The following is a 23,549-nucleotide window of genomic DNA, read 5'->3' on the forward strand; positions in this document are numbered from 1 at the left end:
GCCTAGCGTATCCACCTTGGTGACGAAGCTGCTCTCAAATGAAAGCTTTCATCAAAGCCCCGGTTCCTGCTATCCTCTCGACAGAATCCCATGACTCCAAACCAAGAGACGGTCCGGGCCTCCACCGCGACAAGCCCGATCTCCCATGCGCTCGACCGCCTCTTCCACTTCACCCAGCGCGGCTCCACCATGCCACGCGAGATCCTCGCCGGCCTGACCACCTTCAGCACCATGTCCTACGTGCTGGCCGTCAACCCACTCATCCTCTCCACCGCCGGCATGGATCGCGGCGCGCTCATTACCTCAACCGCCGTCATCGCGGCCATCTTCTCCATCGTCATGGGCCTGCGAACGAATTACCCGCTCGCCATGGCTCCGGGCATGGGAGTCAACGCCTACATCGCGGTCCAGGTCTGCCAGGGCATGCACATCCCATGGCAGGCCGCGCTCGGCATGGTCTTCTACACCGGCGTGCTGTTCATGGTCATCTCGCTCACCGGAATCCGCCAGAAGATCATCGAGGCCTTCCCGCCCAGCTTCAAGCGCATCGTCGGCGCGGGCATCGGCATGTTCATCGCGTTTCTCGGACTGAAGAACGGCGGCATCTTCGTGGCCACGCCAGGCAGCATCATCGGCCTCGGCGACATGACCTCGGCAACCGTGTTGCTCGGTCTCGGCGGCATCATCCTGACCATCGTGCTGGTCGCCCGCAAGGTCCCCGGAGCACTCATCCTCTCCATCCTCATCGCAACCGTCGCTGGTCTGTTCCTTCCCGGCCCCGGTGGCCACGGCCATATCACCGGCATGCCCGCGCACCTCTTCTCCATGCCGAACTCGATCATGCCGGTGGCGTTCAAGCTCGATCTCCGATACCCCTTCCAGCACCCCACGCAGAGCATCCCCATCATCCTCGCGCTGCTCTTCACCGACATCTTCTCCGCCATGGCCGTACTCTTCGGCGTAGGCGCACGCGCGGGACTCACCGACGCCGACGGCAACCTGCCCCGGCTGAAACAAGCCCTCTCCGCCGATGCGGCAGCAGCCTCAGGCGGCGCGCTCCTCGGCTCGACCACCGCGATCATCTATCTCGAATCCGCGGCCGGAGTCGAGCAGGGCGGACGCACCGGTCTCGTCAGCATCTCCGCCGCCGTCTGCTTCCTGTTGGCCTTGTTTGTAACACCGCTGATCGCGATCGTCCCCGCCGTCGCGACCACCTCGGCGCTCGTGATGATCGGCATCTTCATGATGCAGAGCCTCGGCGAGCTGGACCTGAAGGACATCACCGTGGCCTCCACCACGGTCGTGACGCTCCTCCTCATGACACTCAGTTCCGCCAGCGACGGCCTCGCCCTTGGCTTCATCGTCCAGGTCGCGTTGCTCTCCGCAACAGGCAGGATCCGTACGATCAAGCCCGTCGCCTGGGGCCTCGTGGTGCTCTTCCTGCTGCACTACTTGTTGTAGTCCGAACATGTTCTGCCGGGCGACCGTTCGTACGTCCACCGACCGCTTCGCCTGGTTCCCCCCGGTGGCCGAGAAGGGAACTTCCCACCGGCCAACGGAGACCCAGCGCAGAGCGCCGTTATTTCGCCGTCACTGTCAGGCTGTACGTCGCCGTATGCGTCAGGAAGCCATCGGCAGCGGTCAGCGTATACGTGTAGCTCCCGGGTGCGGTGTAGGGATTGTTCTGGTCCGGCAGCTTGCCCGAGCATCCCGTCGTCCACGCACCAACCCCGGCCAGCAGAACCACCATCAGGCAAGCCCGCAGAAGCGCATGCCCGCGCTTACGGCGAACCAACCACACCAACACACCCGCGCCGGTCCCCAAGAGCGTCAGCAGCAACCCGCCGCCCAACCCGCCATACCCGACAACTGTGTAGCGCGCCGTCGTCGTAATATTCACCGGGGTAGTCAGCGTGCCACTCAGCACACCGGCCACTGTCGCCGGTGTACACACCGAGCCCGGAGCATTCGTCGTGCAGGAGAGCGTAACCGCTCCGTTGTAGCCACCCAGCGCCGTCAGCGTCGCCGTCGTACTCGTGTTGAGCCCCGCCACGACCGCACCCGAGGTCGGCGACACGCTCAGCGAAAAGTCGACGCCATTTCCGGTCAGCGTGGTCGTCGCGCTGCCGTATGCCGAGTTCACCGCGCTGACAACCAGCGTCCCGGGCCGCGCACCGGATGCTGTCGGCCTGAAATTGACCGTCACCGTGCAGGTTCCCTGCGGCCCAATGGTCGCACCACAGGTCGTCGTCTCCGCGTAGTCGCCGCTCAGCGCAACCGGTTGCAGCGCAATCGTCGAAGGCACGGCGTTCGTAATCGTCACGGTCTGCGGCGCGGATACGCCGCCCACATCGATGTTGCCGAAGGCCAGCGATGCCGCCGAAACCTGGATATCCGGCACGCCGTTGCCAGTCAGGCTCGACGTCAGCGTCGTCAATCCCGAGGTCACACTGATCGTTCCGGTGCGGGTGCCCACCACGGTCGGCGTAAAGTTCACCAGAATCTGGCACGAGCCGCCCGCATTGATCCCGCCTGAAAGACAGGTGTTGCTCACAATCGCATAGTCGCCGACGATGTTCACGGCGCTGACCGCAACTGGGAACGGCGACGGATTCGTCCACGTAAAGGTCTGCGTGCCGGACGTGATGCCCACGGGCACGTTGCCAAAGTTCTGCGATGCCGGCGTCAGCGTCGGAATCACACTATTGCCCGAGAGATCGAAGAGACTGAACTCCAGCAGCTTCTCCTGCGGGCTCATCGAAGTCGTCGGGCACTCATTCGGAAAGGTCGTATTGGCCAGCGAACTCGACGGATTCTCGACGTGATACTCGTTGAACAGCACCTTGCCGCACTGCGCAGCCACCGGCGCGCCGACTGGCGTATCGAAGGTGAACTGCAGCACCGGGTTCCCCGTCGTATTCAACGTCAACACAGATTGCGACGGAGGGCTGATGATGCCGCTCTGGTCCCGCCGCAGCGTCGAGAGCGAAATCTGCCCCAGCGTCGTCGTCGCCCCGATGTTCTGCAGCCAGTCCGCCATCGTCAGGCCGTTGGGATAGCTGGTATCGATGGTCGCGATTCCATCGGCAAGATTCCCTTGCCCCGGCGTCCAGTTGGCCGTGCCGCTGAAGGGAGCATCGTTGTACAGCCATACATAGCTGTAGTGCGTCGCATACACCCGCCCACCGGCGTTGGCATAGTTGATCAAATTGGTCTGCCGGTCCGTCGTCTGGATAAACTGCGAGCCCTGGCACGGAAACATCACGATATCGAAGCTCTTAAGCGTCGTCGGGTCGCTCATGAGCACGTCTTGCGAGGTGCTGTTGGCGACGCTCGCCCCGCCCGCGCCGCTGCCTTTGTACAGCACAACGCGCCCCGTCCCGGAGGCCCCTGTAAACTCCGAATCCTGAATTCCGACCTTGCGCAGCACGCACTCAAGCCCGTCTTCTGCGCCCGTCGCGATCGCAATCTTTGGAATGTCCCCCTCGGCCTGCGTCTGCGCAAAGCGGGTGGAGAAAGCATTGCTCGTGCATGCCGTCACGGTCGAGACCGTCAGCAGCCGACGCCAGCGCCCCGTCTGGATGACGACCGGGATGTTCGCGCCCACCGGAACATTGGTCAGCAGAAAGCTTCCGTCGATTCCCGTCGTCGTCCCCACAATCGGCGAGCCCGACGGCACCACTCCGGCAATGGTGCAGCTCACCGTCGCGGGAAAAGGATCCAACGGAGCATTCGGGATATAGACCAGCACGTTCGGCAAGGGATCGACGCCGTTGGGCGCATACACCTTGCCCGTAAGCGTCGTCGAGCCGCCGTTTGGACAGCTCACCTGCTGCAAACAGAGATTGGTCGTACACGCGGACTGAGCCACCAGGGAAGTGGCCGAAGCCAGAAACATCAGCACCACAGCAGCATGGCAAAGGGGAGTGCGACCAAAGGAGGCAAGCAGGCGTGACACCATGGCGAAAAGCTCAAACTTTCCCGTGCGACAAGAGATGGGCCCTGCAAAACGAACACCATCGCCGCACGGAATGAGCAGCGACGGTCAGAAAGGAAGAGTCGGGATACCCCTAAGGGGTACACCTAAAACCAACGCGGTGCAAGTGATAAATAGCCCCCTTGTTGATCCGGGAAAACCAGGATTGCATCCGGCTGACGACGTTCTCCCGTTCATCGACTACGGAGTCCTCACATGGAGCGCCGGCCCCGCAGCCATGTCGTTGCCTCTTCGTCCAGCACATAGTGCTGCGGAAGGCGAACAAGCCGATCCTCCGACCCCACATATCGCACCACGACGCCATACTCTCGCTCCGCCGCCTCGATCGAAACATACCCCTTGACGACATCGTCCAGGACTCTCTCCGCGGGCCGATTCGTAGGCGACCCATACCCGCCGCCACCCGGCAGGTTCAGCTCAACCCGCGCCTCCGGACTGAGCCCGCGCAGCGTCTTCGCGGGTACGGCCTCTCGGTCGACCAGCATCTCGCCGCGCGCTCCCGGCTGCCCTCCTTCAAGCCCCAGCCCCGGATACTGAATCCGATCGGCCATCCCGGAGATCTCCCACGGCCTCCCCGAGAGATTGCGCATCTCGGTCGCCTGCCCCAGCCCGCCGCGAAACTCTCCCGCGCCACCCGAGTCCACTCGCAGCTCCCGGTGATGCTGCATCAGAGGCGACAGCGACTCGATAATCTCCGCCGGCACACCACCCACGCCGCTCGGAAACCCCGTCGTGCTCAGCCCATCCTTCGTCGCCCGCGCTCCCGCTCCGCCAAGCTGAAAGTGGCTCACGAGAAACGGCGATCCCGCCGCCGTCTCACCCCGCAGCACCGAGATCCACACCGGCTCCGACCCACCCGCCATCAGCCTCCCCGGCATCGCCGGAGCCAGCGCCGCAAAGATCACCCCCGGCAGAAAATGCCCGATCAGATGTCGCGAGGCCACCGCCGCAGGCTCCCGGCAGTTCAGAATCGAGCCCAGCGGCGCCGACACATGCACAGGGCGGAAAGACCCATCGTTATGCGGCACCTCCGGGCTGACAACCGCCTTGATCGCAAACGACGCATACGCCTGCGTGTAGTTCAGTACCACGTTGATGCCGCGCCGGCTCTGCATCGAGGACCCTGCAAAATCAATGTGGATGTCGCGGTCCTTCACCGTGACTGTCACCTTGATCCGCACCGGCTCCTCGAAGCCATCGCTCCACGTCTCCGCCTCGTATATGCCGTTCGGAATCTTTTCAATGGCCGCTCGCAATGCTGCCTCGGACCGCGCGATAATCTCGTCCGCCAGCGGCTCCATCGACTCCAGCCCAAACTCCCCCATCAGGTGCAGCAGGCTCCGCGCGCCGACAGCATTCGAAGACGTCTGCGCGTACAGATCGCCCACCGTCTCCTCCGGCGTCCGCACATTGGCGCGGATCAGCTTGATCAGCTCTGCATTCACCACACCCTGCGCAAACAGCTTCGTGATCGGGATGCGCAGGCCCTCCTCGTACACCTCACGCGCCTCCGCCGAGAGGATGCGTCCGCCAATATCCGGCGCATGACACGTACTCGCAAAGTAGGCGACGATGCTCCCCTCGCGAAACACCGGAGTCAACACCGTCATGTCATTGATCTGCCCCGCGGTCTGCCAGGGGTCGTTCGTCAGCAGAACATCGCCGTCGGCGAGCGTCTCCGGAGGATACGCCTCCAAAAAGTGCCGCACGCCCGTAGCCATCGCATTGATGTGCCCGGGCGTTCCGGTCATGGACTGCGCGATCATCTGCCCGCGCGCGTCGAACACCCCGCACGCCAGATCCTGCGACTCCCGCACCACCGTCGAGAAGGCTGTCCGCAGCAGCGTGACCTGCTGCTCGTTGCACACCGAAAGCAGCCGGTTCCAGAGAATCTCAAGCGTGACTGAGCTGAAGCCTTTCATCGAATCTCCACCACCAGATTCCACTTCTCATCGATCCAGCACTCCGCCCCCGGCCCAATCACCGTCGTCGACTCTCTCTCCTCGACGATCGCCGGCCCGCTAAAGCGGTACCCCCTCTTCAGCCCATACCGGTTCAGCACCGGCACCTCCGCATAGCCATCGAGCTCCGGAAGGTAAGCCTGCCGCGTACCCTTCTCCACGACCGCATCCGCAACGCTCTCGATGCGCAGCCGAATCTCCGGCTTCGGCCCGCTCACCGTCACGCGCCAGTTCAGAATCTCCACCGGCACAGGCGGCCCAGGCCTGCCGTAGAGTTGCCGGTAAGCCCTGTCGAAGCCCTCCGCCAGCCCATCCTCCGAATAGCCGACCGCGATCTCGTGCCCCTGCCCGACGTACCGCATATCGACAGTCCGTTCGACCGTCATCGCGTCATCCGCAACGCCGGAGGCCGCCAGCAACGCCCGTCCCTCCCCCTCCATCTGCCCCAGAATCTCCTCCGCCCGCGTCCAGTCGATCCGATCCAGCGCCACCCGCCATGGCCGGACAAAGTCGAACGCCGTCGGCGCCGTCAGAAAGCCCAGCGTACTCATAATCCCCGCACCCAGCGGTACGATCATCCGCGGCGAACCCAGCGCCTGTGCCACCCGATACCCATGCACCGGTCCCGCCCCACCGAACGCAAACATCGGCAGCGTCGACGGATCTTTCCCACGCTCCAGCACATGCGCCCGCGCCGCGGACGCCATCGTCTCATTCACAATCTGGTGAATCCCCCACGCCGCCTCCGCGACGCTCAAGCCAAGCGGTCTGGCCACTCTCTCCTCCATCGCGGTCTTCGTCGCTTCCAGCTCCAACCCCATCCGCCCACCCAGAAAGAACGCCGGGTCCAGATACCCCAGCACCAGATCCGCATCGGTCACCGTAGGCTCCGTACCTCCTCGTCCATAGCAAACCGGCCCCGGATCCGCCCCCGCAGAATCCGGTCCAACCTTCAACAGCCCAAGCGTATTTACCCGCGCAATCGATCCACCGCCCGCGCCGATCTCCACCATCTCGATCACCGGAATCGTAGCCGGCAGTCCCGACCCCTTGCGAAACCGGTAGATGCGATCGAACTCAAACTCGTGCGCAATGAGTGGCTTCCCATCGTCGATCACGCAAAACTTCGCCGTCGTCCCGCCCATGTCGAACGACACCAGGTCGGGATGCCCGCTCGCCATTCCATACGTCGCCGCCGCCAGCGCCCCCGCCGCAGGCCCCGACTCCAGCAGACGAATCGGAAACGCAATCGCCGTCGCCGCCGTAGCCACGCCGCCGCTCGAGAGCATCAGCAGAAAGTTGCCGCCGAACTCCATCCGTTCCAGCCGCGCCTCAAGATCGCGCAGATACCGCTCCACCCGCGCCTGCACATACACATTCGCAATCGTCGTGCTGGTCCGCTCAAACTCCCGGATCGTCGGCGAAACCTCACTCGAAATCGAAACCCGCATCCCCGGCGCCGCCCTCAGGATCGCCTCCCGCGCAGCCCGTTCATTCGCCGCATGGGCAAAGCTGTTCAAAAATGTAACCGCAATCGCTACAATTCCGTGCTCTGCCAGCTCCCGCGCCAACTTCTCCACAAATGCCACATCGACGATGTGCAAAACCGCGCCATCGGCCAGCGTCCTCTCCGGCACCCCAAAGCGCAGATACCGCGGCACCAGCGGCACAGGCAGTTCGATACCCAGGTCGTACAGGTCGTAACGATTCTCCCGCCCTATCTCGACCGCATCGCGAAATCCCTCGGTCGTCATCAGCGCCGTCAGATCGCCCTTGCGCTCAATCAGCGCATTCGTCACCAGCGTGGTGCCATGAACGAGATCGCGCAACGCGCCCACCGGCTGCCCCGACTCCACCAGCGCCGTCTCAATGGCCAGGGACGGATCCCCCGGCGTCGTCAGCGTCTTGCCGATCGTGAATGCGCCCGTCTCCCCATCGACCACGATCAGGTCCGTAAACGTCCCGCCAATATCCACCCCGGCCCGCAGCATCCCCATCTACTCGATCACCGGAAACCGGCTCAGCGGAAAGGTCTCGACCGGCATTGACCTCTGCTGCACCAGCACCCCGCCATCCACCGCCAGGCAGAACCCCGTAATGTACGCCGCGTCGTCACTCGCAAGAAAAGCCGCAGGCCCCGCCAGATCCTCCGCCGTCCCCATCCTCCCCAGCGGCACCGACTTCGCCCGCAACTCCGCCCCTTCATCGCTCACCGCGTACGTGCGAATGAACCCCGGCACCAGGCAGTTCACGCGAATTCCATACGGAGCCAGATCGAGCGCCATCGCCCGCGTCATCGCCTCGATCCCGCCCTTCGAAGCGTCGTACGCCACATTGCCCCGATGCGCCTTCGTGGCCCCGCCGCTCGACATGTTCAGAATCACGCCCGTCTTCCTCTTCGCCATGCTCCGGGCCACACGATGCGAGCACAGAAACCCACCCTTCAGATTCACATCCAGCACCCGGTCCCACCAGGCCTCGTCCCCATCGAAGAAGTGCCTGTCCGCGTCGATAATGCCCGCATTGTTCACCAGCACATCCACCGGCCCGAACCGCGCCTCCACCGCATCGATCATCGCCCCCACCAGGCCCCTGTCCGAAACGTCCGCGGCAACACCCATTGCCCGGTCGCTCCCCAGCGCCGCCACCACCTCGTCCGTCCGCTCCGCGCGAATATCGTTCACTGCCACCGCGGCTCCTTCAGCCGCAAACCGCTCCGCAATGGCCCGTCCAATACCGTGCCCGGCGCCCGTCACCAAAACGACCTTGCCCGCAAAACGTCCTGGAATGAAACTCATGCTCGTCATCCTCAACCTTCATCATGCGCTGACCCCGTCAACATAGAAAGCCATCATATCCAGTCCGCCGATACCATGACGCAATCGTCATCTGGCAACCTTGCATCCTATCCTCGTACGCGCGCAAAATTGCTGCACCATCTGAAGATCGCCGGAGCATTTCATGGCAAACGACTCAAAAGACCGCAAGCACGGACAGACCCCTCCCGAGCCCGAGACAAAGGCCTCCTCCGGCCTCAGCCGCCGCTCCTTCCTCTCTTCACTCGGTGCAGCCGGTATCGCCTCGGCCGCCGCCGCCGCGCAGCCTCTTCTCGCGGCGACACCGGCCCCCGGCCCCGCCTGCGACCAGGCCGTGCCCTGCAGCCAGGACACGATGCCCATCACCCTCAAGGTCAACGGCGAGTCCCGCGCCCTGAACCTCGATCCCCGCACCACCCTGCTCGATTGCCTGCGCGAAAATCTCGACCTGCCCGGCACCAAGAAGGGCTGCGACCACGGCCAGTGCGGAGCCTGCACCGTTCACGTCAACGGACGCCGCGTAAACTCCTGCCTCTCGTTCGCCGTCATGCACGCCGGTGACGAGATCACCACCATCGAAGGTCTCGGCACACCCGACCACATGCACCCCATGCAGGCCGCCTTCGTCCAGCACGACGGCTTCCAGTGCGGCTACTGCACCTCCGGCCAGATCATGTCCGCCGTCGCCGTCCTCAAGGAGGGCTGCGGCCCCACCGACGACGACGTCAAACACGCCATGTACGGCAACATCTGCCGCTGCGGCGCCTACCCCAACATCGTCGCTGCCGTGCAACAGGTCCGCCGGCAGGCCTAACGAAAAAGCTTCACCACAAGAAGCCTTGCCCCTTTGCGTTTGATCAGGAGCCACCATGGAATCCTTCAGCTTCACCCGAGCCGCCACCATCCCGCAGGCCATCGCCTCGACCGCCGGCCCCGGAAGTCCAGCCCGCTTTGTCGCCGGCGGGACCAACCTCATCGACATGATGAAGCTCAACGTCGAGCGCCCCGCCACCATCGTGGACATCAACGGCCTCGCCCTCGACAAGGTCACCCCCACGCCCGAGGGCGGCCTCCTCATCGGAGCCCTGGCCCGCAACGCCGACGTCGCCAATCACCCCGCGGTCAAGGCACAGTACGCGGTCCTGTCCGAGGCCTTGCTCTCCGGAGCATCACCCCAGCTCCGCAACATGGCTACCACCGCCGGCAACCTCCTCCAGCGCACCCGCTGCGTCTACTTCCGGGACACCGCGCACGCCTGCAACAAGCGTGAGCCTGGCACCGGCTGCTCCGCGCTCGAAGGCCACAATCGCATGCTCGCCATCCTCGGCACCAGCAAGGACTGCATCGCGACCAACCCCTCGGACCAAAACGTCGCCCTCACCGCCCTCGAAGCCACCATCCAGATCCAGGGCACGAAGGGCGTCCGCTCCATCCCAATCCACGACTTCTACAAGCTTCCCGGCACCACCCCGCACATCGAGACGGCTCTCGAGCCCGGCGATCTCATCACCGGCGTCCTCCTGCCCAAACCAGCCGCCGGAGCGAAGTCCCACTACCTGAAACTCCGCGACCGCGCTGCCTACGAGTTCGCCCTCTCGTCGGCAGCCGTCGTCCTCACCGTCGCCTCCGGCAGGATCACACACGCCCGCGTAGCGCTCGGCGGAGTCGGCACAAAACCCTGGCGCTCGCTCGAGGCCGAAAAAGCACTCACCGGCCACACCCCCGACACCGCGCTCTTCCGCCGCGCCGCCGAAGCCGCCCTCCACGGTGCGAAGCCGCAGACCGAAAATGGCTTCAAGGTCGAACTCGCCAAGCGCTGCCTCACCCGCGCCCTCGCCAACACCGTCACCGCCTAAGCGTCAGGAGTCCCTATGTTTACCGATAACCTCGAGTTCATCCAGACCGGCGTCACCGAAGCCCCCGCAGGCGATCCCGCGCCGCTCTCCTCCATCATCGGCTCCGCCATCGACCGCGTCGACGGCCCGCTCAAGACCACCGGCACCGCCCGCTACGCCGCCGACTACAACCTGCCCCACATGGCCTACGCCGTGCCCGTCTGCGCCACTATCGCCAACGGCAGCATCGCCTCGCTGGATACCTCCGTCGCCGAGAAGATGCCCGGTGTCCTGCTCATCCTGCACCACGGCAACATCGACCCCATCTTCCGCATGTCCGCCGGACGCGGTGGCCGTACCAGCGAGAGCCGCCCGCCCTTCGAAGACGAGACCGTCTCCTACTGGGGCCAGTACGTGGCGCTCGCCGTCGCCGAGACCTTCCAGCAGGCGCAGGCCGCAGCCGCAGCCGTCAAGGTCACCTACAAGTCGCAAGCGCCCAATGTCACCAAGCCGATGAACGACCCCGAACCACCCGCCGGAGCCAAAATCGAGAGCCATCGCGGCGACTCCGAAGCCGCCTTCGCCGCAGCGCCCATCAAGCTCGATGCCACCTACACCACCCCCGCCGAGACCCACAATCCCATGGAGATGCACGCCACCACAGCCGTCTGGAACGGGGATAAGGTGACTCTCTATGAGTCGTCGCAGGGCGTCGTCAACGCACTCACGGTCATGGCGCAGCACCTCGGCATCCCCAAGGAAAACATCACCATCATCGCCCGGTTCATCGGCTCCGGGTTCGGAGGCAAGCTCTTCCCCTGGCCGCACTCCGCCCTCTGCGCCGTCGCGGCCCGCCGGACCGATCGCCCGGTCAAGCTGATGGTCTCGCGCAAGATGATGTTCTCGAACGTCGGCCACCGTCCGCGCACGCAGCAGCGCATGCGCCTCGCCACCGACGCCCACGGCAAGCTCGTCTCCCTCCAGCAGGACTACCGCAACCACACCTCCTTCGGCGATACCATCAAGGAGAACTGCGGCGAAGCCACGCCGTTCCTCTACTCCGTCCCCAACCTCAAGGTCACCTCGTCGCAGGTCAGGCGCAACATCGGGACCCCAACCCCCATGCGCGGCCCCGGTGCCGTTCCCGGCCTCTTCGCCCTCGAGTCCGCCATGGACGAGCTCGCCATCCAGCTCAAGCAGGATCCCGTCGCCTTCCGCCTCGCCCACGACACCCTCATCGACGAAGAAAAGAACAAACCCTTCACCTCACGCCATCTCAAGGAGTGCCTCCAGATCGGCGCCGAAAAGTTTGGCTGGTCCAAACGCACCCCAGAAGTCGGCTCCATGAAGAAGGGTGACCTCATCCTCGGCTGGGGCGTTGCCTGCGCCTCTTGGGGAGCGGGCCGTGGCGGCAGCGAAGCCACCGTATCCCTCAAATCCGACGGCACCGCCCGCGTCGCCTCCGCCACGCAGGACATCGGCACCGGAACGTACACCATCGCCGCCCAGATCCTCTCCGACAAAACCGGCATCCCCGTCGATAAGATCGAGGTCGTCCTCGGCGACAGCTCGCTGCCTCCCGGCCCCATGTCCGGCGGCTCCACGGCCACCGCCTCTCTCATCCCCTCGATCGCCGATGCCGCCAACAACGCCATCAAGTCCATGCTGGCCAACGCCGGCAACGCCAAGGGCACTCCGTTCTTCGGCAAGCAGCCCGACGCCCTCGCCATGTCCAAAGGCCGCGTTCACCTCAAGGATGAGTCCCCCGAGGCCGGCATGGCCTTCGCCGACGTCCTCAAGGCCGCCCGGGTAGGCTCCGCCACCGGCGACGGCAAGACCGGCCCCGCCGCCAGCGAAAACAAGGATGCCGCCAACCACTCCTCGCACTCCTTCGGCGCACAGTTCGTCGAGGTCGAGTGGGACCCGGGCATCGCCCACCTCCGCGTCAGCCGCGTCGTCTCCGTCGTCGATGCCGGCCGCATCCTCAACCCCAAGACCGCCGGCAACCAGATGGCCGGAGCCATCATCATGGGCATCGGCATGGGCATGATGGAGGAGACCATCTACGACCCGCGCAACGGCCACGCCATCAACGACAACTTCGCCGACTACATCGTCCCGACCGCAGCCGACTCCCCCGATATCTCCGTCCACTTCACCAACATCCCCGACCCCTTCATCGGCGAGTACGGAGCCCGCGGCATCGGCGAAATCGGTCTCGCCGGCATCGCCCCCGCCATGACCGCCGCCGTCTATCACGCCACCGGAGTGCGCGTCCGCAACCTGCCCATCCGCATCGAAGACCTCCTCCAACAGGCATAGGCAGTTCACACGATGGGTGCGCCACCCTCGTCGCAGCTTCATCGCGACGAGGGTGGGTAGCGCTCGGACCACCCTATCCCTTTCACTCTCGAAAATATGTTTTCACCAGGAACAGATTCCAAACCTCTGGCAGATATGCGATCCTAACCAGCGATGCCCACCCCCGAAGAACTCCGCGCCCTGGTATCCGCCGCCACCGCCCCTCGCCCCCGCTCCCCCCGCCCCATCGTCATCCTTGGCTCCGGCGGCATCGTCCGCGATGCTCATCTCCCCGCCTACCGGAAGGCCGGACTCCCCGTAGCCGCCCTCGCCGATCGCACCGCCGGCGTAGCCGCCGCCCTGGCCGAAAAGTTCAATATCCACCACGCCTACGAATCCGTCGAAGAGGCCATCGCCAAAGCTCCACACGACGCCATCTTCGATATCGCCGTCCCCGCCCCGCAGCTTCTCAATGTCCTGCCTCACCTCCCCGAAGGCTCTGCCTGCCTCCTGCAAAAACCCATGGGCGAAACCCTCGAAGAAGCCCGTGCAATCCGCGACCTCTGCCGCCAGCGCAGCCTTGTCGCTGCGGTCAACTTCCAGCTCCGCTACGCCCCCAACAACCTCGGCGCCACCGCCCTCGCCCAGGCCGGCCTGCTCGGCGACCTCCACGACATGGAGATCCAGGTCCGCACCTTCATGCCCTGGAGCCTCTGGACGTTCCTGGCTAAGGCCCCTCGCCTCGAACTCCTCTACCACTCCATCCACTACCTCGACCTCGTCCGCGCCTGGTTCGGCAATCCCATCGGCGTCTACGCAAAGACCGTCCGCAACCCCCAGACCCCATCCCTCGCCGCCACCAAGTCCACCGTCATCCTCGACTACGGCGACAACAAACGCGTCTTCGTCGTCGCCAACCACGGCCACGACCTCGCCCCGGACTACCAGCGCAGCTTCGTGCAGCTCGAAGGCACCGGCGGTGGCCTCCGCTTCGACATGGGCGTCAACCTCGACTACCCCAGGGGCCGTCCCGACACCCTCGCCTACGCCCAGCGCAACGGCGACGGCTGGCATAACCTCCCCGTCAGCGGCAACTGGTTCCCCGACGCCTTCATGGGCTCGATGGGTTCGTTGCAGGCCCACGTAGAAGACCCCACCCGGCCCCTCCCCACCAGCTTCGAGTCAGCCTACGAGACCATGGCCCTCGTCGAAGCCTGCTACCTCTCCAGCGCCAAACCCGGCGAGCCTTTACCTCTGCTCGAATAGCCGCTCCGGCCCATCCTTCAGCCCGGTTCCCGTCAGCCCCAGCCGCAGGGCCCCGTCACAAAGAAACGCAATCCGCGCCGCAGCAGCCGCATACTCCAGCCCACCCACCCGGATATTCGACACGCAGTTCCGCGCCTCATCCGTCTTGCCCACCCGAGGCCCCCACGTCAGATAAGCTCCCAGCGAATCCGGCGCACTCAGCCCCGGCCTCTCCCCAATCAGCATCACTGTCAGGTCGCTCCCCAACAGAGCCCCGATCTCATCCCCCAACGCCACCCGCGCCTGCTCCGCCACCACGGCCGTGGTCATGCGGAACCGCGAGAGCAGAGGCATCAGCTGCTCCAGCAGGGACAATGCATGCCGATCCGCTGCCAGCGCCGACAGCCCATCCGCCACAATCACCGTAAGCCGGGGCCTGTCCTCCCCGCCATCCCGCAACCGCGTCCCACTCGCCAGACGCCGGCCAAGATCCGGCCTCTTCAAATACGTTCCCCGATCCGGAGCCGCCGACTTCACCGCCACCGCCTCCAGCCCAAGCCCCGAGAGCCCCGCCAGCATCGAGGGCACACTCAGCGCCGCATGCACCGCATCCCGAGCCATCGCATGCGCCGCCCGAAAGTCCAGCTCCGCCGCTGTTCCCAGGCTCACGCCTGTCCGCACCAGCCCCACCCTGGCCGCCGTCAGGCTCCGCAGCAAAAGCTCGCTCATGCCAGCAACCCCTGTATCGACAACGCCGGTCCCGAAGCCATCCACTCCTCAAACTCCGGAGCCGCCCGCAAACCCAGCAACCGCCGCACATAGAGCGCATCGTGGAACGACGTGCTCTGGTAGTTCAGCATAATGTCGTCCGCCCCCGGCACGCCCATGATGTAGTTCACCCCCGCCGCCCCCAGCGCGGTCAGCAAGACGTCCATATCGTCCTGGTCGGCCTCCGCATGGTTCGTGTAGCAGACGTCGCACCCCATGGGCAGCCCCAGCAGCTTCCCGCAAAAGTGATCCTCCAGCCCCGCCCGCAGAATCTGCTTCCCGTCATACAGATACTCCGGCCCGATGAAACCCACCACCGTATTCACCAGCATCGGCTTGAAGTCCCGCGCGACCGCATAGGCCCGAGCCTCCAGCGTCTGCTGATCGATCGCGACGCCTCGCGCCCCATAATGCGCCCCAGCCGACAACGAACTCCCCTGGCCCGTCTCGAAGTACAGAATGTTCCCCCCAACAGGGCAGCGCCCCAGCTCCCGAGCCATCGCATGCCCCTCCCGCAGCAGCGCCAGCCCCACCCCAAAGCTGCTATTCGTCCCTTCGGTCCCGCCGATCGACTGAAACAGCAGATCCAGCGGAGCCCCCTGCTCCATCGCCTGCATCTGCGTCGTGATATGCGCCAGCACACAGCTCTGTGTCGGAATCCGAAACCTCTCCCGCGCCGTGTCGATCATCCGGAGCAGCGTCGTCACCGACTCCACCGAGTCCGATACCGGGTTGATACCGATCACCGCATCGCCCGACCCCAACATCAGCCCATCCAGCATTGAAGCCGCAATCCCTCTTGGGTCGTCCGTTGGGTGGTTCGGCTGCAGCCTCGTCGACATCCGCCCCGGCAGCCCCACCGTCGTCCGAAACTTCGTCACCACCGAAATCTTCTTTGCCACCAGGATCAGGTCCTGCGCCCGCATCAGCTTCGAGACCGCCGCCGCCATCTCCGGCATCAGCACCGGAGCCACCTCCGCCAGCCTCTCCCCCGTAGCCTCATCCGAAAGCAGAAAGTCCCGAAACTCCCCCACCGTCAGCGCAAGCAGGGGCTCCAGCGCCTCCGCATCCGAAGCCGTATCGAAGATCAGCCGAGTCACCTCATCCGTCTCATAGGGAATCAGAGGCTCATCCAGAAACGCCCGCAAAGGCAGATCCGCGAGTGCCCTCTGCGCCGCCACTCTCTGCTGCGCGCTCTCCGCGGCAATGCCGGCCAGTTCATCCCCGGCCCGCGCAGGAGTCGCCTTTGCCAGCAGATCCGCCAGCGTCTCGAACCGATAGCTCACTCCGCCGACAGTATGCTGGAACGCCATTGGCTTCTAAGCTAAAGCATTTTCATGAAGGGCGCAGTCCGCTTACGCGCTACGCCGCAGGTGCCGTCGCTGCCAGCCCACTCTGCTCCGGAATAAACAAGCTGAACACCGTCCCCCCCGGCTGTCCATCTCTCCCTTCCTGACTCCGTACCCGCAACGATCCCTGGTGCTTGTCCACAATCTCCTTCGACACCCAAAGCCCAAGTCCCGTCCCGGTAATCCCCTTGGTCGAATAAAACGGCTCGAAGATCCGGGCCAGCGTCGCCTTGCTCATCCCGGTCCCGTTGTCCGCAATACTGATCCGTATCCCCACCCGGCCCGTACCCCAGTCCTGAGAAGGCCTCGTTCGTATTCGAATCTGCCCGCCATCATGCAGCGCATCGATCGCATTGCCAATCAGATTCACCAGCACCTGCCGGATCTCGCCGTCATGCACCAGGATCAGCGGAATCGTCCCCAGATCGCGCACAATCTCCACCTGCATCCGGCGCATCCGCGACTCCAGCAGCGTCAGCACCGTCTCCAGCAACTCGTGGATATCCGCCTGAGACGTCTGTGTCGATCTCCGGTAGAACCGCAGCGTCTGCACCGTAATCTGCGCCACGCGGTCCAGCTCCTTCTGCGCCAGCTCCAGGAACGTCCTTGCATCCTGCGGAAGTTCCGTGTTCGCAATCAGGAACAGGCAGTTCGTAATCGCCTCCAGCGGATTGTTGATCTCGTGCGCAATCGACGCCGCCAGACGCCCCGCCACCGCCAGCTTCTCCGTCCGCCGCAACACCTCTTCGCTCTTCTTCTGCAGCGTCAGATCCGCGATAAACGCGGCCATCTGCCGCTCTTCGTCGGCCGACTCGGGATTCAGCACCGCCACCCCGATCAGCGTCTCGATCGTCTGTCCATCCGCCGCCTGGCATACCGTCTCGAACGGCTCCCCATTCAGCCACGCCCGGTCGAACGAGCCGCCCATCTGGTCCGTCTGGCTCGCGTCCTCGAGATCGACGTCGGGGCCCAGCGCCGGGCAAAGCGCACCGATCGTCACCTCGCCCGCCAGCATCGCGCCACGCGCGTATCCCAGCAGCCTCTCCACCGAACCGTTCGCATACACAATCCGCCCCGTGGAATCGCTGATCAACAGCCCCAGCGGCATCGCCTCCACCAACCGGTGAAACCGAGCCTCGCTCTCCCGCAGCGCCAGCTCAGCCGCAAGCTTGTTCCGCCGCGCCGAAGCCTCGCGCAACTCACGCTCCAGCGCCGGAACCAGCCGCGCCAGATTCTGTTTCGTCACATAGTCCTGCGCACCCGCACGCATCGACTCGACCGCGGTCTCTTCCGAGATCGCACCCGACATCATGATGAACGGAATATCCAGACCAGCCGCTTTCACCAGTTGCAGAGCAGCCGGACCGCTGAAGTTCGGCAGGTTATAGTCCGCCAGCACAATCTCCGGAAGGTCGGCGGGATCGTCCACGTCGAGCACGCGCAGCATCTCAGCCGCCGTCTCCACGCGTTCAATTTTGAGCGTAAATCCGTTCTTCCGGAGGTGCCGCTCCAAGAGGAACGCATCGTCCGGATTGTCCTCGACCAGGAGAACGTGCAGCGCGCGCTTGTCTAGCTCGGAGGGCATTCGTTCAACACCAGCCAGTACATGCCGAGTTGCCGGGTAGCTTCCGCGAAGTCGTTGAAATTCACCGGCTTGCGGATATAGCTGTTCACACCAAGCTGGTAGCTGCGCACCACGTCGCGCTCCTCGTCCGAAGACGTCAGCACGACCACCGGCAGCATTCTCGTCTCCTTGGTCTCGCGAATCCGCCTCAGCACTTCGAGGCCTTCGACCTTCGGCAGCTTCAAATCCAGCAGGACCACCTGCGGCTTGATCGGACTGTTGCCAAACAGGATCTCGATCGCCTCCGCGCCGTCGCGGGCAACGTGGATGTCGTTCGCGATGTTCGACTTCTTCAGCGCGCGAATCGTAAGAAGTTCGTGGTCCGGGTCGTCTTCGACCAGGAGAATAAGACGTCCGGGATCTGCCATGGGAGTAATCCTAACCTAACGTAAACCAAAAAGTCGCGCCATGATCGACCACGGCGTCGGCCCAAATGCGTCCATGATGCCGCCTGACCACGCGAGCCACGGTTGCCAGGCCAATGCCCGACCCCTTGAAGTCCTTGTCGCCATGCAGCCGGTTGAACGCGTTGAACAACTTATCCTTGTAAAACATGTCGAAACCGGCCCCGTTGTCCTTCACAAACCAGGCCTGCTCCTGCTCATCCCAGCCAAACTCGATCACAGCATGCGGCACCTTGGCCGAAAACTTCACGGCATTCCCCAACAGATTCTCAAGCGCCACTTGCAGCAGCTTCGGATCTGCCTCCGTCTTCAAACCCGGCTGGATCCTGAACTCGATATCCCGTCCCGGATTCTCCTCCTGCAAATTGCTCACAATTCCTTCGGCAATCTGGCTCAGGTCCGCATCGCCCCGCTGAATCTCCGCCCGTGTAATCCGCGAAAGCTGCAACAGCGAGTCGATCAGCATGCCCATCCGCTGCACCCCCGTTCTCACCCGCTTGATATAGTCGCGGCCCGTCGCGTCCACCGCCTCTGCGTAGTCCTCTTCGAGCGCCAGGCTGAATCCGTCGATCGTCCGCAGAGGAGCCCGCAGGTCATGCGACACGGAATAGCTGAACGCCTCCAGCTCCCGGTTCGTCGTCTCCAGCTCCGCCGTCCGCAGCCGCACCCGCTCTTCCAGCGTCAGGTTCAGCAGCCTCACCTCTTCCGCCTTCGCCTCGGACTCCAGCCGAGCCACTGCCAGCTTCTCCGCCGCCTCCTCGGTCGCAATCCGCAGACTCCGCTCCCGCGCCAGGTAGCGGAACATCAGCACAATCAGCAAAAAGTCGATCGCGCTGGCGACTCCGATCGTCAGCCTCGCCCGCAACACATTCGCATCTGTCTGCCGCGTACGCACGGCCAGCAGCGTGCGCTCCTCCGCCTCCATATCGTCGGCGATCTTGCGCATATGGTCCATCTCGGCCTTGCCCGTGCCGCTCAGGACCATCAACTGCACGTCCGTCCCGTTATCCTCCTTCTTCAGCGCGATCCCCTGCTTCAGCAGCGCAATCCTCTGTTGCAGGATGGCGCGCAGCTCCACCAGCCGAGCCTGCTGCGAAGCATTGTCGGACGTCAGGCTCGCAAAGGTATTCAATTCCGCCGGAAGGTCGGCCAGCGCCTCGTGATACGGCTCCAGGTACGCGTCATCGCCCGTGATCAGGTAGCCGCGGTTGCCTGTCTCGGCGTCCTTGGCCGAGCTCATCACCTTCTCCACCTGCAGAATCACCTGCCAGGTATGCTGCATCCACATCTCGCCCTGCACCAGCACCTGCACCGAGCGAAAGGCAAACCACGCATTTAAGGCGACAACAATCACCGCCCCGAAGAGCAGAAAAGGAACGAGGGCGCGGGTAGTCTTAAGCTTCATGGCTGCGCCCATTGTACGGTGCAGCACACTGCAAGTCGTTTACTTTGCCGGTAATAGGGCAACATCGTGCGCATGCGGTGTTGGTGCGGTGAACAGAGCCGTCAAATCCCGCTCCAGCCGGGGAGCATCCACCTCCACCTGCGCATGCACCTTCTGCATCGTCAGCGCCGGCTTATCCCCGTCCGACCACGTCAGCGTATCCCCATAGTTCGCCCCATGCTCCAGGTTTACATCCAGATACACCTCGCGAAACTTCGTCGTGATCGCCGGATCCAGCCACGTCGCCGCCGCCAGCTCATCCCACGCAATCTCCGCCAGGTCGAAGTGCCTCGCATACTGAATCAGATACCGCGCCGCCTGCGCCTTCGACCCCGCCATCTTCTTCAGCACTCCGCTTAGACTCGTCTGCAACGAAGCGTCCACCGTCGTCACCGTCACATCCGCCCACTTCGCGGTCAGCACAATATGCGCCGCCTCCGGATCGAACCAGAAGTTGAACTCATGCCGCGGATCGTTCACCCACTCCGGATTCTCCGTATGCGGATTCAAACTCCCACCCATGATGACCAACCGCTCCGCCAGCTCCGCAAAGTGCGGGTCGAGCTTCGTCGCCAGCGCAATATTCGTCAGCGGCCCCGCCCCGTAGATCGTTACCTGGTGCGGGTGGGCATGCACCATCCTCACCATGAAGTGCGCCGCATCCTCCTCCGCAGCCTTGGTCGTGGGATTGCCCTCCGTCAGCGCCGGTACTTCATCCCACTTTGTCTTGCTCTCCGGATTCCAGGCTCCCATCCACGGCCCCGCTCCATACAGCCTCTGCGCGGCCATGGTCCCTTCCTGCGTCCGCACCAGCGGGAACGCGGCCCCCGGATACACCTTCACATCCGTACGCCCCATCAGCTCCATCAGCCGCAGCGCGTGCGCCACCTCTTCATCGCGCCACATGTCGCCCGAGACCACCGTAATCCCAAGCAGCTCTACCTTGGGCGACTGCAGCAGCACCAGCAGCGCCGCCATATCCGACCCACCTGGCCCCGAGGCATCCTGATCCGCAATCACATACCGGCGCTCCTGCGCCCCAGCCAACACGGCAAACAGCAACACACCAAGAAGACGAAGAGAATTTTTCATGGAGCAGCCAGTCTAAAACATAGGCCGCAAACCGGGTCACCCCACGTCTCGCTTTCGAGATGTGGGTATGCCACCCTCAAATCTCACTTCGTCATCCCATCCAGATCCCGATTCAACAGCAGCACATTCACCCTCGGCTCGCCCAGCAACCCGAACTGCCGCTGCGTCACATGACGATCCACCAACGCCCTGACGGCATCCGCAGACAAACCACGAGCCCCCGCCACGCGCGCCACCTGGTAGTACGCCGCAGCCGGCGAGATATCCGGATCCAGCCCCGACCCCGAAGCCGTCACCAGATCCACCGGCACCGGCCCATCCCCCTTCTCGCTCGCAACCGAGCCCGCCACCCGATCCACCAGCGCCTTGTTCGTAGGCCCCAGGTTCGACCCCGAAGAGTTCCCCGCGTCATACCCGGTTCCCGCAGCCGAAGGCCGCGAGTGAAAATAATTCGCCCCCGTAAACGGCTGTCCAATGATCTTCGAACCCACCACCGTGCCACCCTCGACGATCAACTGCCCATTCGCCTTGTCGCGAAAGAAAACCTGCGCAATCCCCGTCATCGCCAGCGGATACCCAATACCCAGCAGAACCGCCGTCACAACCGTATACAAACAAGCCGTTATCAAAGTCTTCTTCATAAAGCTCCTAAGCCAGGTGCACAGCCACAATCAACATATCGATCAGCTTGATCCCAATGAACGGCACAATCATGCCGCCCAACCCGTACACCAGCAGGTTCCTCTGCAACAAAGCCTCCGCCGAAAGCGCCCGGTACCCAACACCACGCAGCGCCAGCGGAATCAGCGCCACAATCACCAGCGCGTTGAAGATCACCGCCGACAACACCGCCGACTGCGGCGTAGCCAGGTGCATGATGTTCAGCAACTGCAGCACAGGAAACACGCCCGCAAACATCGCCGGAATGATCGCAAAGTACTTCGCCACATCGTTCGCAATCGAGAACGTCGTCAGCGCGCCGCGCGTCATCAGCAACTGCTTGCCGATCGCCACAATCTCAATCAACTTCGTCGGGTTGGAGTCGAGGTCGACCATGTTACCCGCCTCCTTCGCCGCCTGCGTACCCGAGTTCATCGCCACGCCGACATCGGCCTGTGCCAGCGCGGGAGCGTCGTTCGTCCCATCGCCCGTCATCGCCACCAGCTTGCCCTCGTTCTGCTCCCGCTTGATCAGGTCCATCTTGTCCTTCGGCTTGGCCTCGGCAAGAAAGTCATCCACACCCGCCTCACGCGCAATCGCAGCCGCCGTCAGCGGATTGTCGCCCGTAATCATGATGGTGCGGATGCCCATCCGCCGCAGCTCCGCGAACCGCTCCTTCATCCCGCCCTTCACAATGTCCTTCAGGTGAATCACGCCCATCGCGCGATTGCCCTCCGCCACCACCAGAGGCGTACCGCCCGAGCGCGCAACCTCATCCACCGCATCGCGCACCTCGCGCGGCATCGATCCGCCCAGCTCATTCACATAGCGCTCGATCGCATCCGCCGCCCCCTTGCGCACCACGCGATCCCCAAGGTTCACACCCGACATGCGCGTCGTCGCCGAGAAGGGAATAAACTCCGCATCCAGTCCGCTCAACTCACGCCCACGCAGCCCGAACTTCTCCTTCGCCAGCACCACAATCGAGCGGCCTTCCGGCGTCTCGTCCGGCAGGGAAGAGAGCTGCGCCGCATCCGCCAACTGGTCCGCGCTCACACCCGGAGCAGGCAGAAACGCCGTAGCTTCGCGGTTGCCAATCGTGATCGTGCCTGTCTTATCCAGCAGCAGCGTATTCACATCGCCCGCAGCCTCGACCGCACGGCCCGACATCGCCAGCACATTGTGCTGCACCAGCCTGTCCATGCCCGCAATGCCAATGGCAGACAACAACCCGCCAATCGTCGTAGGGATCAGGCACACCAGCAGCGACACCAGCACAAACACCGTCTGCGGCGCGCCCGAGTAGATCGCGAACGGCTGCAGCGTCACCACCGCCAGCAGGAAGATAATAGTCAACCCGGCCAGCAGAATATTCAGCGCAATCTCGTTCGGCGTCTTCTGCCGCTCCGCGCCTTCCACCAGCGCAATCATGCGGTCGAGAAACGTCTCACCCGGATTCGAGGTAATCCGCACACGGATCAGATCCGAGAGCACCCTCGTCCCACCCGTCACCGCACTCCGATCGCCGCCCGCCTCGCGAATCACCGGAGCCGACTCGCCCGTGATCGCCGACTCATCCACCGACGCCACGCCGTAGATCACCTCGCCGTCACCCGGAATCATCTGACCCGCCGCCGCTTCCACCACATCATCGACACGCAGCGCAGAGCTGGCTACTTCCTCATAGCTCCCATCCTTCTTCAACCGCCGCGCCAGCGTCTCGCTCTTGGCCTTGCGCAGCGTATCCGCCTGTGCCTTGCCGCGCCCTTCGGCCATCGCCTCCGCGAAGTTCGCGAACAGCACCGTGAACCAAAGCCAAAGCGTGATCTGCAGATTGAACCCGAAGCCAGGCTTGTGACCCGCCCTGTCGATAACAAGCAGAAGCGTCGTCAACACGCTCCCCACCTCGACCACGAACATCACCGGGTTCTTCATCATGCTGCGCGGATCCAGCTTCTTCAGCGCATCCACCGCCGCACGCTTCACAATCGACGCTTGAAACAAAGGGCTGCTCTTTTTCATAAAATCCTCAAAACCAAATCACTTACTGTTG

The 23,549-nt window shown here is 63.9% G+C and carries 17 protein-coding genes; 5 read left to right on the forward strand and 12 right to left on the reverse strand.

The window, feature by feature from the left end:
- Positions 1–90: 90 nt before the first annotated feature.
- Positions 91–1,461, forward strand: coding sequence for an NCS2 family permease (locus BM400_RS02495; RefSeq protein WP_089836317.1), 1,371 nt, complete (start codon positions 91–93; stop codon positions 1,459–1,461).
- A gap of 118 nt (positions 1,462–1,579) precedes the next feature.
- Here BM400_RS02495 and BM400_RS02500 read toward each other — a convergent pair whose 3' ends face one another.
- From BM400_RS02500 to BM400_RS02515, 4 genes are all read right to left on the reverse strand, one after another.
- Positions 1,580–3,898, reverse strand: a complete 2,319-nt coding sequence (locus BM400_RS02500; RefSeq protein WP_245781956.1) for a choice-of-anchor D domain-containing protein — start codon at positions 3,896–3,898, stop codon at positions 1,580–1,582.
- A 290-nt stretch (positions 3,899–4,188) separates the two neighbouring features.
- Positions 4,189–5,919, reverse strand: coding sequence for a hydantoinase B/oxoprolinase family protein (locus BM400_RS02505; RefSeq protein ID WP_089836321.1), 1,731 nt, complete (start codon positions 5,917–5,919; stop codon positions 4,189–4,191).
- Positions 5,916–7,955, reverse strand: a complete 2,040-nt coding sequence (locus BM400_RS02510; protein ID WP_089836323.1) for a hydantoinase/oxoprolinase family protein — start codon at positions 7,953–7,955, stop codon at positions 5,916–5,918. Before BM400_RS02510 ends, BM400_RS02505 begins: the two co-directional genes overlap by 4 nt.
- Positions 7,956–8,756 carry an SDR family NAD(P)-dependent oxidoreductase gene (locus tag BM400_RS02515; protein WP_245781641.1) on the reverse strand — a complete coding sequence of 267 codons (801 nt, stop codon included), beginning with the start codon at positions 8,754–8,756 and terminating at the stop codon, positions 7,956–7,958.
- Between the two features lie 163 nt (positions 8,757–8,919).
- On the opposite strand from BM400_RS02515, the gene BM400_RS02520 reads away from it, so the two are divergent.
- From BM400_RS02520 to BM400_RS02535, 4 genes are all read left to right on the forward strand, one after another.
- Positions 8,920–9,588 carry a (2Fe-2S)-binding protein gene (locus BM400_RS02520; protein ID WP_089836327.1) on the forward strand — a complete coding sequence of 223 codons (669 nt, stop codon included), beginning with the start codon at positions 8,920–8,922 and terminating at the stop codon, positions 9,586–9,588.
- A 55-nt stretch (positions 9,589–9,643) separates the two neighbouring features.
- Positions 9,644–10,630 (forward strand): FAD binding domain-containing protein, encoded by a 987-nt coding sequence (locus BM400_RS02525; RefSeq protein WP_089836329.1) that lies wholly within the window; start codon positions 9,644–9,646, stop codon positions 10,628–10,630.
- A 15-nt stretch (positions 10,631–10,645) separates the two neighbouring features.
- Positions 10,646–12,931, forward strand: coding sequence for a xanthine dehydrogenase family protein molybdopterin-binding subunit (locus BM400_RS02530; RefSeq protein ID WP_089836332.1), 2,286 nt, complete (start codon positions 10,646–10,648; stop codon positions 12,929–12,931).
- A 153-nt stretch (positions 12,932–13,084) separates the two neighbouring features.
- Positions 13,085–14,176 carry a Gfo/Idh/MocA family protein gene (locus BM400_RS02535; protein ID WP_089836334.1) on the forward strand — a complete coding sequence of 364 codons (1,092 nt, stop codon included), beginning with the start codon at positions 13,085–13,087 and terminating at the stop codon, positions 14,174–14,176.
- Here the strand turns inward: BM400_RS02535 and eutC are convergent.
- From eutC to kdpB, 8 genes are all read right to left on the reverse strand, one after another.
- A complete protein-coding gene (eutC, locus tag BM400_RS02540) occupies positions 14,159–14,884 on the reverse strand; it encodes an ethanolamine ammonia-lyase subunit EutC (protein ID WP_089836337.1) in 726 nt (241 codons plus the stop codon). The genes BM400_RS02535 and eutC overlap by 18 nt on opposite strands.
- A complete protein-coding gene (locus tag BM400_RS02545; RefSeq protein ID WP_089836339.1) occupies positions 14,881–16,236 on the reverse strand; it encodes an ethanolamine ammonia-lyase subunit EutB in 1,356 nt (451 codons plus the stop codon). The genes eutC and BM400_RS02545 overlap by 4 nt, the downstream gene beginning before the upstream one ends.
- A gap of 49 nt (positions 16,237–16,285) precedes the next feature.
- The gene (locus BM400_RS02550; RefSeq protein WP_089836341.1) at positions 16,286–17,857 is read right to left on the reverse strand and encodes a hybrid sensor histidine kinase/response regulator; all 1,572 of its coding nucleotides are present in this window, start codon (positions 17,855–17,857) and stop codon (positions 16,286–16,288) included.
- Positions 17,842–18,264, reverse strand: coding sequence for a response regulator (locus BM400_RS02555; protein WP_089836343.1), 423 nt, complete (start codon positions 18,262–18,264; stop codon positions 17,842–17,844). The genes BM400_RS02550 and BM400_RS02555 overlap by 16 nt, the downstream gene beginning before the upstream one ends.
- Positions 18,265–18,274: 10 nt before the next feature.
- On the reverse strand, positions 18,275–19,705 hold the full coding sequence (locus tag BM400_RS22720; RefSeq protein ID WP_089841405.1) for a sensor histidine kinase: 1,431 nt from the start codon (positions 19,703–19,705) through the stop codon (positions 18,275–18,277).
- A 39-nt stretch (positions 19,706–19,744) separates the two neighbouring features.
- Complete coding sequence (locus BM400_RS02565) at positions 19,745–20,836, reverse strand: nucleoside hydrolase (protein WP_089836344.1); 1,092 nt, start codon at positions 20,834–20,836, stop codon at positions 19,745–19,747.
- A gap of 83 nt (positions 20,837–20,919) precedes the next feature.
- On the reverse strand, positions 20,920–21,477 hold the full coding sequence (gene kdpC / locus BM400_RS02570) for a potassium-transporting ATPase subunit KdpC (RefSeq protein WP_089836346.1): 558 nt from the start codon (positions 21,475–21,477) through the stop codon (positions 20,920–20,922).
- A gap of 7 nt (positions 21,478–21,484) precedes the next feature.
- Positions 21,485–23,518 (reverse strand): potassium-transporting ATPase subunit KdpB, encoded by a 2,034-nt coding sequence (gene kdpB / locus BM400_RS02575; RefSeq protein ID WP_089836348.1) that lies wholly within the window; start codon positions 23,516–23,518, stop codon positions 21,485–21,487.
- Between the last annotated feature and the right edge of the window lie 31 nt (positions 23,519–23,549).

It is taken from the genome of Granulicella pectinivorans, assembly GCF_900114625.1.
Lineage (GTDB): Bacteria > Acidobacteriota > Terriglobia > Terriglobales > Acidobacteriaceae > Edaphobacter > Edaphobacter pectinivorans.